The sequence below is a fragment of the Bacillus sp. TH30 genome, from assembly GCF_016650875.1.
Taxonomy (GTDB): Bacteria; Bacillota; Bacilli; order Bacillales; family Bacillaceae_G; genus Bacillus_A; species Bacillus_A mycoides.
This window is the reverse complement of sequence record NZ_JAEKEY010000002.1, coordinates 4,410,584-4,425,030: the sequence shown is the minus strand read 5'-3', so window position 1 is coordinate 4,425,030 and position 14,447 is coordinate 4,410,584. Positions and strand designations below refer to the sequence as shown.

Here is a 14,447-nt window from a genome sequence, read left to right as displayed (position 1 = left end):
CATCTCATTTCATTTATAGTAAAAAGTGCTCTATACTATAAAATGTAGACAAACTATACAATGTACGTTGTCCAATAAAATTCCACATATATGGAGAGGAGTTTACTACACTATGCGCTACGTTATCATAACAGGAACTTCACAAGGTTTAGGTGAGGCAATCGCCACACAATTGTTAGAAGAAAATACAACGGTCATCTCTATTTCTAGAAGAGAAAATAAAGAACTTACTAAACTTGCAGAGCAAAATAACAGCAATTGTATTTTCCATTCCGTAGACCTTACAGATGTACATAATTTAGAAATTCATTTTAATGACATTCTTTCTTCTATTGACGAAGGCACTGTCTCATCTATTCATTTAATTAATAATGCGGGCACAGTTGCACCAATAAAGCCCATTGAAAAGTCAGAAAGTGAACAATTCATTACGAACGTTCAAATTAATTTAATCGCACCTATGATTCTTACATCCACTTTCATGAAACATACGAAAGGCTGGAAAGTAGATAAACGTGTTATAAACATTTCATCTGGTGCAGGAAAAAATCCTTACTTTGGCTGGGGTGCTTATTGCACAACGAAAGCCGGCGTCAATATGTTTACACAGTGCGTAGCTACTGAAGAAGTGGAGAAAGAATATCCTGTAAAAACTGTCGCTTTCGCACCCGGTGTTGTTGATACAAATATGCAAGCACAAATTCGTGAAACAAATAAGGAAGACTTTATTAACTTAGATCGATTCACCGCATTAAAAGAAGAAGGAAAGCTGCTGTCACCTGAATATGTTGCGAAAGCTATTCGTAACTTACTAGAAACTGAGAATTTCCCGCAGGGTGAAGTAATTCGAATTGATGAATAACAAAGAGGCACGCTATAATAGCGTGCCTTTTCATTCTATTTCTCTAAAAATATGAGTACAGACTCCATCATCTTCTCATAACCAATCTCTTGATAAATTTTATTTGATGTTGGATTTGCCAGGTCCGTATATAATGTCGTTGTTTTGTAGCCTTCATCTAACATACGTTGACTAAGTGCAGCGACACAACTAGATGCGTACCCTTTTTTCCGAGCTTCTTTCGGTGTATATACGAAATTAACTGTTATATTGTTTGTAGTTGGTCTCGTTTTTGCAGCTACAGAAACAATCTTCCCGTCTACTTCTAAACCAAATAGACGATGATTAGTAATTAATGTATGAGCAGTTTGTTTCGCTTCTTCTTTCGTAGTAGGAAGCTTCACATCTTCGCAAAATTGATATATCCACTGCTCTATTAATGTTAGCTCATCACTACTTACTTCTCGAAAGATTCCATCTCCGTTCCACTTTTTCTTTACTTGTTTTAATTCATATATACCTTGCTCCATTGCAACATTAGTTTTCTTATTCTCTAACACTGCAATCTCTTCCGCTAATTTCTGTACGATTTTTTTATTACCAATCAATCCAGGAATATTTGGATATACTTTCGTTAACTCTTTTGCAAGTTCCTTAATAGCTACTGCCGAAATCTCAGACGTAGCAACAATTATTTGTTTCTTTTCTTCTGTTTGAAGAAATACAGCTGCAATTTCTTCCTCTTGTTTTGCTACTCCTATAAATATCGGTTCTTGGACCATTTGTAATACACCTAATATGAGATTATTTTCCTGCTCATTCTTCTCTAAAAATGGTGTAACCTCTTCTGTAAAATTAAGAATCTCTTCATATACATGTAATTGAATCATCGACAATCTCTTCTCTCTATTTATAGTTCCATTAAGTATTGGCGATTAATTCATTAAATCCCTCTTTTACGATTCGATAATATTCGAAGCTAACGTATTCAAATCATTTTCAGCTTGTAAAATTCTTTGTTTTTCCTTTTCAAATACCTCTTCTTCTTTTTGAAATGACTCTTTTCGATTTTTAATCATACGCTCCATCTCTTTTTTACTCGGTCCACCATATACATTTCTTTTTTGAATAAAAGCTTCTGGTGATATACTTTCTTTCCACTCTTCTTCTAATAAATTTACTTTCAAATTTTCTTGTAAGTATACATTTATGGCTTTGAAATTTAATTCATGTAACTCCTTTTTCTGCTCCAATGACATATTCGCAATCGCACTTGCTGCATGATGTGCATGCCGAAATGGTATTTCATAGTTTTTTGTTAAAACATCTGCAAAATCTGTAATCGTAATCGCGTGTTTATATGAACGACTTTTTAACGTTTCCTCTTCTACTTTCATCGTTCGAATAACTGCGTTCATCATACAAAAAACACGAATCGCCTTTTCGATTCCTTTATATAAATACGGCTGCAAGTCATCCTCCGTATCGACAATATCGCCAAATGGTGTATTATGAATCATTTGAAATACAGTAAATGCTTCCCCTAAAGCACTACTCGTAATAGCGCGGGCATGTTCAATTGAAACGGGATTTCGTTTTTGCGGCATAATACTACTTATTTGCACATATGGCTTTGCTACAGTAATCCCATCATATTCTTTCGTCGCTAATAGTAAAAAATCATGAATCCATCTACTCGTATTCGTCATAATAACCATTAGTAACGAGCTAACTTCTAATAAATAGTCCGCTCCAGCAACAGCATCATATGAGTTCTCAATTACATTTGTAAACCCAAGTAACTGCGCAACTCGTTCTCTCTTAATAGGAAAACTTGTTGTAGAAAGGGCAGCTGCCCCCATTGGAGAATGATTTACAAGATGATACGCTTTTTTCATTCTTTCTAAATCTCGTTGCATCGTATCGTAAATTGCCAAAACATAATGACCAAATGTTGTCGGCTGCGCCGGTTGTGTATGTGTATACGCCGGCATAATTGTTTCCATATGTTCACCGGCAAGCTCCAGCATACTTTCTTGCAGCAATAAATGGTGTTCCATTAACCGTAATACAAATTGCCGTAAACTCATGCGATACATCGTTACACCCATATCATTTCTACTTCTACCGATATGCATATTACTTACAAATTCACACTTTGCTTCTTGAGAAAGCAAATGTTCAACTAAGAAAAAAAGATCTTCATGTTGCTCTGTATATAGCAACTTCTCCTTTGGAATCCCCTCTACTTTTTTAAGTGCGATTAATATAACTTTCGCTTCTTCTCTTTTCATTAACTTCTCTTCAGTTAACATAGTAATATGTGCCCTATGCACTTGAAACATATCTTTTAATAAATAATTACGCTGAAAATTAAATACGTGCTGTAATACACAATCTACATATGTTTTCCCAGGGAAATCAGCGCCTTCATTCTTAATAAACTCTTCTTTACTCTGTTTCATCACCTTTTCCCCTTTCGCCTAAGTGTTACTACCCATCATACCCAAGGATGGTGAAAAAGTGCTTGTACATAAAAATAAACTCGGCGCTCATAGCACCGAGTTTATTTAATAAAAGTCGCATCATACTTATCACTTTGCAACACTTGAAAGTGTAGATTTGCTAAATGTTTACGTATTTCAGCACTGTCATCTTCATTTAAATTATTTGCCAAGAAAACAATTTCTGTACAGTTTCCGCGTTTATCCATTGCATAAACTGCTTTTGTTACCGTCCATGGTGTATAACCATTCTTTTGTCCAGCATGCCTGAATGTTTTACGATATTTCTTTGCGCTCATATCTGTTTCAACGATATTCGCCCACACTTTTTCTTCCGCTTCTGTAAGACCACCTTGATGATTTGCCTTTTGAAGCAGTACCATATAATCGTTAGCGGAAGCAGCCGGCAATCTATCCGACCAAATTTTGTCATAACGTTCCTCTAAATACAGAGGAATTTCCTTCTGTAATAATGGCCCCTTCTTTTTTAAGCGTTCATGAATAATCATAGCATATTCACGATATTGCTCTTGAGACATTTCTTTTAACTTTTTCTCTATTTTATATTTTGGAACATGTAATTCTTTATGCAAATATCCCGGAATGTATAAAGATGAAACAATCGGAAATAGCGGTTGATGTGCAGGAAGTGCTAAACTTTGTAAATTCCGATTAATATTGTCTAATCCTAATACCTCCATTAAATATTCAGTATTTGCATTAGAACTAAACTTAACCATTCCTTTTGCAACTTCTTCTAAAGAAACCGCTCCTTCAGTTATCTTTTCTTTTTTTTGCAAATAATTTTGCCATCTATCTTGTGCACCACCATCTGTACCCGGCACATAATAACGATTCACATCATTAATTGAAACGAAACTAGACGGATCGATTTTCCCCTCTGTAACTTGTTTCGTATATTCAAGCGCCACAATTAACTTCATCGTACTAGCAACTGGCAATACAACATCCGGATTTACAGAATACACGACTTTATCATTTCTTTTTATTAAAAGTGCACTATTCTTTTCATCTTTATGTTCTTCAATAAAGGATGCTATGTACTGCGCATCATCATTATTTGAACTCCACACTTTTTTCACTAAAAAGTTACCTGATATCAGCAAAACAAAAATACCCACAATCACTGCGCATACTATAGTTTTTTTCAAGTAAAATTCCTCTCCTATTGTGTAACTCTTCTCTATTTATCTCTTAAAAACAAAATAATGGAGATGATTGTTTAAATAATCATCTCCATTATTTTAACTTGTATGCTACTATTATGTCTACGTCATAATTTTCACAAAATCCTCTAGAAACTTTTTATAATGTAAAGACCAGCCAATTTTAACCCAATTTTTCAACGCTTTTGCTTCAGGTTGCGGGCGAAAATCAGCGATACTTTCCCCTTTCGCAACTCCAACCGTATCTACATCAACACGACGATACACGTAATCTAAAATAGATGAATTTGCCGCTACCATCATCGTTACTACATCATGCACTGGGCTCCCTGTTATTTTAGGATTCAGATTTTTATAAGCTTTATAATAATAATTGAAAATCGGTTCTATTAATTTCTTGAAATTCGTTTTAGAATGTTTCGTAATGTATTTCACCATCTCCGGTGTAATAATCGCTTCTGATGTAACGTTAAGCGGTATTAATGTCACATTTTTTGCATTTTGCATAACTAATTGTGATGCAATAGGATCACCATGAAAATTCGCCTCTGCGACTGGTGTAACATTTCCAGGCATTAAGAACGCACCGCCCATTATATAATATTCTTTCACATACTTCATCATCGGTTTTTCTAAAATAAAAGCTGTTGCCAATGTTGTTGACCTACCAGCATCAACAATAATTAATTCTCCTTTGTACTTTTCAAGAATATCGAAAAATGCACAAAAGGGTTTTATATTTGGTGAAAAAGCTTTTGGGGGTTTAATAGGTCCTAAGCCATCTGCGCCGTGAATTTCTGGATAATACGTCACAAAATCACCAGACAAAGGTATTTTAGCACCATTAATAACAGGTATATCTTCCCTGCCAGCTATTTGCAATAAATACGCCGCATTACTCGTCGCCTTTTCCTGCGTTACATTCCCATATCCAGTTACGACTCCAACAATATCAATATCAGGATGCAATAATCCATACATAATTGCTAAAGAGTCATCAATTCCTGGGTCTCCTAAAAATAATATTTTTTTCATAGACCTCAACTCCATCCCATCAATTGTTATTACTTTATGAATACATGACGGAATACAGAATGAAAAAGATAAATTTTGTATAAACAAAAAACGTAGGAACTTCATATTAGAAGTTCCTACGTTTTTCTATATTTTTATGCTACTTTTTTCATCGTAACCATACTACCAATTATATAAGAGATAAATGCAAAGCAAATCGGGAAAACAACTGTATGTATACCGAATGGATTAGGGTAGCAAAGGTGAATAAACATATAGGAACCTACTCCAACTAAAATAGATGCGAGAGCTCCAGTTGCATTTCCTTTTTTCCAATATAAACCTAACACAATCGGCCAAATGAACGCTGCTTCTAAACCACCGAAAGAAAATAAATTTAACCAAATTAAAAAGTCTGGTGGCTTAATAGCGGCAGCATATACGAGTAATCCTACGATACCAGTAATCAATAGGCTACCTTTCTTTATCGTACTATCCGCGGCATCTTTATTTATGTAGTTCACATATATATCTTTAATAATTGACGAACTTACAAGTAATAATAATGAGTTCACAGTAGACATTATCGCTGCCATTGGTGCAGCTAAGAAAACTCCAGCTAACCAAGGTGGCAACACTTCCATCGCGAGTAGCGGCATTACTTTATCTGGTACCGTTATGCCTGGAAGGACTACTCTTGCAAACACACCTGTTAAATGCATACCAATCATAATTGTACCGACGACAACCGTTCCAATGATTAATGCTTGGTGCATAGCTTTTGAATTTTTATAAGACATAGCACGCACACTAATTTGCGGTAATCCAACGACACCAATCCCAATTAAAATCCAAAATGATGTGACATATGATTTCGTTAAACTTCCATCCGCTCCGAACGGTGTTATTAGATTCGGATTAATTTGAATAAGTTCCTGCATAATCTTTTCAACTCCGCCACCAGCAATGACAGTAGCAATTAAAATGATTGTTGTTCCGACTAACATAATGATTCCTAATAACGTATCTGATAAAGCGACTGCACGAAATCCACCAATTAACACATACACAAGTACAGAAAATGTAAATAAAAATAGTGCCGTTGTGTAGGAAAGTCCTGTTAGCGACTCAATTAATCGTCCGCCGCCAACCCACTGGGCTACTGTTGCTGAGAACAAAAAGATTATAATACATAACGCAGAAAGAACAACTACCGCTTTATTATTGTATCTACCCTTTAAATAATCAATAAGCGTAATTGCTTCCATCTTTCTAGCGATAATAGCAAACTTTTTACCAATAACCGTTAAAACGATATATCCTGTTACAACTTGAATCGCTGATAACAGCACCCATCCAAGACCCATATTGTAAGCAATACCAGGCCCGCCGATAAAGCTACTTGCACTACCGTACGTAGCAATCATCGTCATAGCTAATAATAAGCCACCAAGTTCACGCCCACCAAGAAAATATTCTTGTAAAAATTTATTATTAGCGGTTGCTTGTACACGTCTTGATGCATATACACCAATTAAAAACACAACGATAAAAGAAATTATCATTGGGATTATTACATACCAATTCATCTATCATTCCTCACTTTTTTCTTCCTCATCGAGTGAAATATCTTGAAATAAAAAACGAACAACTAAAATAAGCAAAATAACCATTACGATAAATCCAACGATACAGCTATAAAAAAACCATGCTGGAAAACCTAATACATATGTATATTCACTCGGATCCTTACTTCCAAGCCCATAAGCAAATCCATACCATATTATAAAATTAATAATAGCTAATCCAAGACCAATTAACGCTTCTCTATGGGCAACTCGAAAGCGCGGATCATCATGATAATTCTTCATTTTCCCCCTCCTCTCACGATGTATAATTGTACCACTGTTTTTCTAGTTTTTCCTACTAGAAAACAAAAACGCGCAGGATTTTTTGTAATTATATAGAATACAATGTTTCATTACATATTTTTTACAATTGTAACGAAAATGAAATTTGAATTTTCAGCATTTTTTATTTATGATTTTAAGTAGAGGCTTTTCATCTAGTTCCCACATCCTTGATTTCGGAATAAACGCCGTCTCGTACTGCGTTTAAATTATATTTTCAAGGGGGTTATACAATGAGTCAACTAGCTGTAAATCTTCATGAAAAGGTAGAGAAATTTCTTCAGGGCACAAAGAAACTATATGTGAACGGAGCGTTCATTGAAAGCGCTTCCGGAAAAACTTTTAAAACTCCTAACCCAGCAACTGGTGAAACACTCGCTATCGTTGCTGAAGCTGGTCGCGAAGACATTCATAAAGCTGTGGTAGCTGCTCGAATGGCTTTCGATGAAGGTCCTTGGTCACGCATGAGCACTGCTGAACGCAGCCGTCTTATGTACAAGCTCGCTGATTTAATGGAAGAGCATAAAGAAGAGCTCGCACAGCTCGAAACGTTAGATAACGGAAAGCCAATCCGTGAAACAATGGCGGCAGACATACCACTTGCAATTGAGCATATGCGCTATTATGCTGGCTGGGCGACGAAAATTGTTGGGCAAACAATTCCTGTTTCCGGTGATTACTTTAACTATACACGCCATGAGGCTGTTGGTGTCGTCGGTCAAATTATCCCTTGGAACTTCCCACTTCTTATGGCAATGTGGAAAATGGGAGCTGCGCTTGCTACAGGATGTACAATCGTTTTAAAACCTGCAGAACAAACTCCACTATCCGCTCTATACTTAGCTGAATTAATTGAAGAAGCTGGATTCCCGAAAGGTGTTATTAATATCGTTCCTGGATTCGGTGAATCAGCTGGACAAGCACTTGTTAATCATCCACTCGTTGATAAAATTGCATTTACTGGTTCTACTCCAGTCGGTAAACAAATTATGCGACAAGCATCTGAATCATTGAAACGTGTTACTTTAGAGCTTGGCGGTAAATCACCGAACATTATTTTACCAGACGCCGACTTATCTCGCGCGATTCCTGGTGCACTTTCTGGTGTTATGTTTAACCAAGGACAAGTATGCTCTGCTGGATCACGCTTATTTATCCCAAAGAAAATGTATGATAATGTCATGGCTGATCTCGTCCTCTATTCTAAAAAACTAAATCAAGGTGCCGGTCTTAACCCTGAAACAACAATCGGTCCTCTCGTTTCCGAAGAACAACAAAAACGTGTAATGAGCTACATTGAAAAAGGGATTGAAGAAGGCGCTGAAGTACTTTGCGGAGGAAGTAATCCATTCGATCAAGGCTACTTCGTTTCTCCTACAGTATTCGCTGACGTAAATGACGAAATGACGATCGCAAAAGAAGAAATTTTCGGTCCAGTTATTTCTGCAATACCTTTTAACGATATTGATGAAGTGATTGAACGTGCAAATAAATCACAATTCGGCTTAGCGGCTGGTGTGTGGACAGAAAATGTTAAAACAGCACACTATGTTGCAAGTAAAGTACGTGCTGGTACTGTATGGGTAAACTGTTATAACGTCTTTGATGCAGCATCTCCATTTGGAGGATTTAAACAATCCGGTCTTGGCCGCGAAATGGGATCTTACGCGCTGAACAACTATACAGAAGTGAAGAGCGTTTGGATTAACTTAAATTAACGAGAAAGAACCTGACCTACTCGGTCAGGCTCTTTTCATTATGTATTCATTTACACTTGCAACCCACCGCTCACATTTAATACCTCTCCTGTAATGTAAGACGCATACTCTGATGCTAAAAAGGCAGCTGCGTTTGCAATATCTTCCGGCGTTCCGATTCTTCCAACTGGAATCGCTCCAACCATTTTCTCTTTTACTTTATCCGGTATTGTTTTTGTCATATCAGTATCCATAAACCCTGGACAAATCGCATTACACGTAATACCAAAACTTCCAACCTCTTTCGCTGCTGTTTTTGTTAAGCCTACAACCCCTGCTTTTGTAGCCGCATAATTTGCTTGTCCAATGTTTCCTTCCCTACTAATAGAAGAAATATTAATAATCCGTCCATACTGTTGTTGTCTCATATAAAGAAGTGCTGGCTGCATACAATAAAAAACGCCAGTTAAGTTCACTTGTAATACTTGTTCCCAAGCAGACTTCTCCATCTTATGTAACATTGCATCTTTTGTAATCCCAGCGTTATTCACTAAAATATGTAATGTACCAAATTTTTGCACCGCATATTCAATTAACGACTTCGCTTCATTTTGATTACTCACATCACATCGATATAAACTCACATCATACCCTTCATCTGATAATTCACGTGTCGTTTCTTGTAGCTTCTCTTCATTTACATCACTAATTAATACTTTGGCCCCTAGTTTTGCAAAAACTCGTGCGATTTCTTTTCCAATTCCCTGTGCAGCACCCGTTACAACAGCTGTTTTCCCATTCAACAATTCCATCTCTATCCCCCATTTCTATTAGTTATATTGTATATTTCGGCTCTATGCTTTCCAAATCCTCTTTGTATAAAAAAGTCTATTTGTGTCAAACTAACTTTGCAACGCCGCATAAAGTGAAACTTTAATCAGTGAGGATTTTGTTCATCCCCCACTGATTATTAGCCCTCACCAATCGGGCATTTACGGGCAGTTAATCTCCCACCTAGCTTCTTTGTTCCATCTGAATTTTGAGGTGGGAGTTTTACTAACCGTTTATGCGGGATAAAACACAAGGAGATTGTGTCGAATGAAAAAAAAGAATGTAAATCGAAACAAAGCTGCCGATGGCATTGATGTTGAGTTCGCTCGCGAACTCGCTGACCACAATGACTTAGAAGCAAACGCACGTGCAAATGCCGCTGATGCACGTCAAAAACGCCAATCAACAGAAAAATAAGGAACTACAACGTTCCTTATTCTTTTCAACAGGGACCTACTACCCATCAAAATAAACCGAGAGTATCTCTCGGTTTATTTTCTATATTTCTTTACGTAGTGCGCTAAAGCAAGTAACGGATATATATGTCCATAACTATGATAGCGAATATAAAAGCCCCCCGGTAACCCTGTACCAGTAGGATATTTTTCATTCATAGTAGACTGCGCGAGCAAATATGAAATTCCTTTTCGAATAATCGGTGTTTCTTGATCGTAGTAAGAAATGAGTGCATCAAGTGCCCACGCTGTTTGTGACGGCGTACTAAAGGGTAAAGAAATAAATTTTTTCTCTACACTACTTTGACAGGATTCTCCCCACCCTCCATCTTCATGCTGCAAATGTTCGAGCCATGAAGCTGCTTTTTTCAACGATGGATGAGTAGAAGGCACTCCTAATGCACGTAAGCCTGTCATCGTTGCCCATGTCCCATATATATAACATATCCCCCATTTTCCATACCATGATCCATTCTGTTCCTGTACATCCATTAACCATTTGATAGCTTTCTTTTTTTGCTCTTCAAGTAATTCATTCGGTGCATACGTTCCGAATAATTCTAACACCCTACCTGTAATATCTGGTGTGGACGGATCGGTTATCATATCACTCGCATTTTCAATCGGCAAATTCGATAGTAACTTGCTCGTTACCCCTCGTTCAAAAGCTCCCCAGCCTCCATCATTGTTTTGCAATCCTTTTACCCATTCCACACCTCTTCCCCACGCATCATCTACTCTATCATTCCCTCTACTTCGTGCTAACGCTCTAAGGGCAGCTGTAGTATCGTCTATATCAGGGATCGTCGTATTAACATCTGAAAATCCCCAACCGCCAGCTACAAGTGATGATGCATGTACGCTCCAATCTACCTTTTTAGTTTGTTGTTTTTGCAATAAATACTCCGTCGCCCTTTGAATCATCTTATTTTCATTTGTAACTTTAGCTTCTTGCAATGAATAGCTAAGTAAAGCGGTATCCCATACGGTAGAAGGAGAATTTTGCAAATGACTTCCTCTGTCCATCTTCCATATATAAGATTTTAATCCTGTCACAGCTTTCTCAATAATTGGAGACTGAATAGAGTGCCCTAATGCAAGCAAAGCATAAATCATATAAAACGTAGCACTGGCGTAACTATATAATGTTCCATTTTCATCTATACGCTCCTTCATAAAGCGCTCTACTTCTTCGTATCCTTTATGATGTAACGATAATGGATAAGATATTACCTTTTTCACATCACCTAAAAACGATTGAAACAGCGGAGACCGCTCCTCTCGAAACCATTGCCCACCCCCGCCTGCAATATGATTTAAATTTGGCAATAACTTTTTCTCTACACGGAATCTCTTATTCATACAAATCATCATCGGAATTAAATGTATACGCGCTGAGCTGCTTAGCCCAAATATACTGAGGGGGGAGTCATCTTGTAAAAATAAGATTGGCGTTGGAAAGTGAAAAAGCGCAGGAAATTCATATTCTCCATGAATCGCTAATAAAAATTTCGTCATAAAATGAGCATGAGAAACTCCCCCGTGTTCCTTAATAAACATTTCAGCTCGCCTCATATTCATATCTTCTTTCGAATATTTTTCCGAAGCAAGTAAAGCAGCATATGCTTGAATCGTCGCGGATAAATTCCCTCCCTTTTCATCTTCGTATAATTTCCAAGTCCCTTCATTTGTTTGAAGAGATACTAACCTTTTCACAAACGGTTCTATTTCGTCATTTCGCCCTAATAATTTGAGTAAAAAAATCATGTGACAATCCGTTAGCAAAGCTCCTTCAAAACAAAATTGCCACGCTCCGTCTTGCCTTTGCATCGTTTGAAGTACAGTCGTTCTCCGCTCTATCTCCTCATGCACTTTGTCATATAGTAGCACACCGCTCACCCACCCTTTCTAAGTCCGTATACGATATTCGAAAACTCATCTAAATATGTATGAAAACAAAGAAAAGCAGAACGTGTATTACACACATTCTGCTTACAAACAATACCCAACCCCGACAACAATTCCTAATAGTGCACCAACAACAACTTGATACGGTGTATGTCCAACGAGCTCATTTAACTTTTTATATTCTGTTTGTCTACCATGAAAAAAATCATTCAATATTTTCGCTTGCTTACTTACCGCAAGCCTTACTCCTGAAGCATCGTACATAACAATAATGGCAAAAATAGCGGCAACCGCAAATATTGGACTCTCCACACCTTCCACCACTCCGACACCTGTAGCAAGTGCAGTAACAGTCGAAGCATGCGAACTTGGCATTCCACCTGAAGCAAAGAACTTAGCAAAATCAAACTCGCCTGTTTTTATTAATTTAAAAACGACTTTCGTTAACTGTGCTAAAAACCAAGAAATTATAGCTGCTATAAGTGGATCATTATGTAAAATTGTTTCCATGTTTTTCAGCTCCTCACTGACTATAATGGAATTTCTATATAATATAAGTATAAAGAAAAATGCGTAGAAAATACTACGCATTATGATACTTTTGCTGATTTATTTTTAATAAATTTTGGTTGCTTCTGTAGTAGAAACTTTGTTTTCGCCATTGAAAAGACAAATAAAGCAATCCATATACAGAAAAACGCAATCATATGAGTAGATGTGAAATGTTCACCAAAAACGAACACACCTAAAATTAAACTAATAGTCGGCGCGATGTATTGTAAAAATCCTATCATATAGAGCGGAATAAGTTGTGCTCCTTTAGCAAAATAAAAGAGTGGTAACGCTGTAACAATACCTGCCCCTATTAAAAGAAACGTTGATATTGCCGAAATAGAACCGAACGAACCAAAGCCATGAACTCCTGTCATAAACAAATATATAAGTGCAAATGGCGTCACTAACATCGTTTCCATCGTAAGCCCAATTGTTGCATCATAATTTAATAATTTTTTCGTTAATCCATATAATCCAAATGAAAAAGCAAGTGAAAGAGAGACCCATGGAATTGATCCGAAACGTATCGTTAAAATAACAACGCCCAATCCAGCTAAACCAACCGCAACATATTGCCAAAAATTAAGCTTCTCTTTTAAAACAACTGTACCAAGTAAAATACTTATAAGTGGATTAATATAATACCCAAGACTTGCTTCGATTACATGGTTATGATTTACGGCCCATATGTATACAAACCAGTTTCCACTAATAAGTACCGAAGCAATTGTTAATGACATTAATAATTTAGGTCGTTTAAAAAGGGCCACTAACTCTCCACCAAACTGACGAAACCTCTTCGTTACTCCTAAAACTAACAACATAAAAACAAATGCCCAAACGATGCGGTGTGCTAATATTTCATCCGCCGGTACTTCCTCCACCCATTTCCAATAAATCGGAAGAACTCCCCACATCGTATACGCACCCGCCGCATATATAATCCCCTGCTTTTGCTCTGCTGTTTGACTCCCCATCTTCCCTGTTCTCCTCTTCTCTTTTTTTCTTCATTATAAGGTCTCACATACTTACTTTACCAATATTCAATCTGCATTTCTTTCGACATTCCTCTTGCAAATCCGTTATATGTATAAAAACACGCCTACTGTTATAATAACGAGCACTGGAATACCGAAGACAAATTTACTTTTATGTGTCTTATGATGAAACATATACATACCAATCCAAGCTCCAACCGCTCCTCCAGCTGCAGCTGATAAAAACAACGTACTTTCTGGCGTTCTCCACTGCTTTTTCTTTGCTTTTCGCTTATCAAGCCCCATCATACTAAATGCTATAACGTTAATAATAATAAAGTATATCCATTTCATCTTATTCTCTCCCTTAAAAAATTCGCTTTATTGTAACACGAAAAAACCACGCAGGCGAGTAGCCTGCATGGTTTTATAATTCAGTCTCTTGATTTTCTTGTTCTTTCTGTTCTTCCATTTGTTGTTCAGCGATTTCCGCTGAAATCATTCCATAATAAATTTCTGGATATAATCCAAATATTTGATATACACTACCTAAAAACGGCATCGGAAT

At 36.9% G+C, this 14,447-nt stretch carries 15 protein-coding genes; 3 read left to right on the top strand and 12 right to left on the bottom strand.

All coding sequences use genetic code 11. The features are described 5' to 3' along the window. The first annotated feature begins 112 nt into the window (after positions 1-112). Complete coding sequence (locus JFU20_RS25010; RefSeq protein WP_002014367.1) at positions 113-862, top strand: (S)-benzoin forming benzil reductase; 750 nt, start codon at positions 113-115, stop codon at positions 860-862. A gap of 35 nt (positions 863-897) precedes the next feature. Here JFU20_RS25010 and JFU20_RS25005 read toward each other — a convergent pair whose 3' ends face one another. From JFU20_RS25005 to JFU20_RS24980, 6 genes are all read right to left on the bottom strand, one after another. Beyond that, positions 898-1,731 (bottom strand): GNAT family N-acetyltransferase, encoded by an 834-nt coding sequence (locus tag JFU20_RS25005; RefSeq protein WP_002014365.1) that lies wholly within the window; start codon positions 1,729-1,731, stop codon positions 898-900. Between the two features lie 66 nt (positions 1,732-1,797). Continuing rightward, entirely contained in the window at positions 1,798-3,306 is a 1,509-nt protein-coding gene (argH, locus tag JFU20_RS25000; RefSeq protein ID WP_033715890.1) for an argininosuccinate lyase, read from the bottom strand. Between the two features lie 101 nt (positions 3,307-3,407). After that, entirely contained in the window at positions 3,408-4,517 is a 1,110-nt protein-coding gene (locus tag JFU20_RS24995) for a serine hydrolase (protein ID WP_002128464.1), read from the bottom strand. Between the two features lie 117 nt (positions 4,518-4,634). Next, positions 4,635-5,567, bottom strand: coding sequence for a nucleoside hydrolase (locus JFU20_RS24990; protein ID WP_002014360.1), 933 nt, complete (start codon positions 5,565-5,567; stop codon positions 4,635-4,637). Between the two features lie 134 nt (positions 5,568-5,701). Continuing rightward, positions 5,702-7,135, bottom strand: coding sequence for a sodium/pantothenate symporter (panF, locus tag JFU20_RS24985; protein WP_002087740.1), 1,434 nt, complete (start codon positions 7,133-7,135; stop codon positions 5,702-5,704). A gap of 3 nt (positions 7,136-7,138) precedes the next feature. Continuing rightward, a complete protein-coding gene (locus JFU20_RS24980; protein WP_002014357.1) occupies positions 7,139-7,417 on the bottom strand; it encodes a YhdT family protein in 279 nt (92 codons plus the stop codon). A 272-nt stretch (positions 7,418-7,689) separates the two neighbouring features. Between JFU20_RS24980 and dhaS the strand changes: the two genes are divergently transcribed. Next, complete coding sequence (gene dhaS / locus JFU20_RS24975; protein ID WP_002014355.1) at positions 7,690-9,174, top strand: aldehyde dehydrogenase DhaS; 1,485 nt, start codon at positions 7,690-7,692, stop codon at positions 9,172-9,174. A 50-nt stretch (positions 9,175-9,224) separates the two neighbouring features. On the opposite strand, the gene fabG is transcribed toward dhaS, so the two are convergent. Then, positions 9,225-9,965 carry a 3-oxoacyl-ACP reductase FabG gene (fabG, locus tag JFU20_RS24970; RefSeq protein ID WP_002014354.1) on the bottom strand — a complete coding sequence of 247 codons (741 nt, stop codon included), beginning with the start codon at positions 9,963-9,965 and terminating at the stop codon, positions 9,225-9,227. 286 nt (positions 9,966-10,251) lie between these two features. Between fabG and JFU20_RS24965 the strand changes: the two genes are divergently transcribed. After that, positions 10,252-10,401 carry a YfhD family protein gene (locus JFU20_RS24965; protein ID WP_002066466.1) on the top strand — a complete coding sequence of 50 codons (150 nt, stop codon included), beginning with the start codon at positions 10,252-10,254 and terminating at the stop codon, positions 10,399-10,401. 74 nt (positions 10,402-10,475) lie between these two features. Here JFU20_RS24965 and JFU20_RS24960 read toward each other — a convergent pair whose 3' ends face one another. The 5 genes from JFU20_RS24960 to JFU20_RS24940 all read right to left on the bottom strand — a co-directional run bounded on the left by JFU20_RS24960 (position 10,476) and on the right by JFU20_RS24940 (position 14,441). Further along, on the bottom strand, positions 10,476-12,329 hold the full coding sequence (locus JFU20_RS24960; RefSeq protein ID WP_002165286.1) for a terpene cyclase/mutase family protein: 1,854 nt from the start codon (positions 12,327-12,329) through the stop codon (positions 10,476-10,478). A 102-nt stretch (positions 12,330-12,431) separates the two neighbouring features. Continuing rightward, positions 12,432-12,857 carry a divergent PAP2 family protein gene (locus JFU20_RS24955; RefSeq protein ID WP_000447809.1) on the bottom strand — a complete coding sequence of 142 codons (426 nt, stop codon included), beginning with the start codon at positions 12,855-12,857 and terminating at the stop codon, positions 12,432-12,434. Positions 12,858-12,937: 80 nt separating this feature from the next. Further along, positions 12,938-13,879: an EamA family transporter RarD gene (rarD, locus tag JFU20_RS24950; RefSeq protein WP_002014350.1), complete on the bottom strand. Its 942-nt coding sequence runs from the start codon at positions 13,877-13,879 to the stop codon at positions 12,938-12,940. Between the two features lie 105 nt (positions 13,880-13,984). After that, on the bottom strand, positions 13,985-14,233 hold the full coding sequence (locus JFU20_RS24945; protein WP_000871335.1) for a DUF1294 domain-containing protein: 249 nt from the start codon (positions 14,231-14,233) through the stop codon (positions 13,985-13,987). A gap of 73 nt (positions 14,234-14,306) precedes the next feature. Next, positions 14,307-14,441: a hypothetical protein gene (locus JFU20_RS24940; protein ID WP_002014348.1), complete on the bottom strand. Its 135-nt coding sequence runs from the start codon at positions 14,439-14,441 to the stop codon at positions 14,307-14,309. Positions 14,442-14,447 lie beyond the last annotated feature (6 nt).